Annotated in this window: 1 rRNA gene; it reads right to left on the bottom strand. The window is 53.4% G+C overall.

Going from position 1 to position 1,235, the window contains the following annotated elements:
* A 23S ribosomal RNA gene (locus tag AB3N00_RS30835) occupies window positions 1-1,235 on the bottom strand; the annotation flags it as partial.

The raw sequence follows: 1,235 nt of genomic DNA, 5'->3' as shown, positions 1-1,235 counted from the left end.
CTAGAGGCTTTTCTTGGCAGTGTGAGATCATGACCTTCGCTACTGTAATTTTCACTCCCCATCACAGCTCAGCCTTACGATGTGCGGATTTGCCTACACATCAGCCTTACTGCTTGGACAGACATCCATCCGTCTGCGTCACTACCCTACTGCGTCCCCCCATTGCTCATAACGGCTTACGGTGGTACAGGAATTTCGACCTGTTGTCCTTCGACTACGCCTTTCGGCCTCGCCTTAGGTCCCGACTTACCCTGAGCGGACGAGCCTTCCTCAGGAACCCTTAGGCTTTCGGCGGATCAGATTCTCACTGATCTTTTCGTTACTCATACCGGCATTCTCACTTGTATAATGTCCAGCGCTCCTTACGGTACACCTTCAACCCTTATACAACGCTCCCCTACCCCTGATGCAAGCATCAAGCCATAGCTTCGGTGGTGTGTTTAGCCCCGTTACATTTTCGGCGCAGAGTCACTCGACCAGTGAGCTATTACGCACTCTTTCAATGGTGGCTGCTTCTAAGCCAACATCCTGGTTGTCTGTGCAACTCCACATCCTTTCCCACTTAACACACACTTGGGGACCTTAGCTGATGGTCTGGGCTGTTTCCCTTTTGACAATGGATCTTAGCACTCACTGTCTGACTCCCGGAAGTAAGTCTATGGCATTCGGAGTTTGACTGAGCTTGGTAACCCTTGCGGGCCCCGCACCCAATCAGTGCTCTACCTCCACGACTCTGTTTTCCGAGGCTAGCCCTAAAGCTATTTCGGGGAGAACCAGCTATCTCCGAGTTCGATTGGAATTTCTCCGCTACCCCCACCTCATCCCCGCACTTTTCAACGTGCGTGGGTTCGGGCCTCCAGTGCGTGTTACCGCACCTTCACCCTGGACAGGGGTAGATCACCCGGTTTCGGGTCTACGTCCACGTACTATGTCGCCCTATTCAGACTCGCTTTCGCTGCGGCTCCGGCTCTTCACCTTAACCTTGCACGGGAACGTAACTCGCCGGTTCATTCTACAAAAGGCACGCCATCACCCCTAAAACGGGCTCTGACTTCTTGTAAGCACACGGTTTCAGGTTCTATTTCACTCCCCTTCCGGGGTGCTTTTCACCTTTCCCTCACGGTACTGCTTCACTATCGGTCGCTAGGAAGTATTTAGCCTTGGCAGATGGTCCTGCCGGATTCATACGGGGTTTCACGTGCCCCGCACTACTCGGGATCCGTCTCGGAGGGAAC

Source organism: Paenibacillus xylanilyticus, assembly GCF_047246825.1.
Taxonomy (GTDB): domain Bacteria; phylum Bacillota; class Bacilli; order Paenibacillales; family Paenibacillaceae; genus Paenibacillus; species Paenibacillus xylanilyticus_B.
The sequence above is the reverse complement of the archived record's forward strand: the minus strand, read 5'-3'. Positions and strand labels throughout refer to the sequence as shown.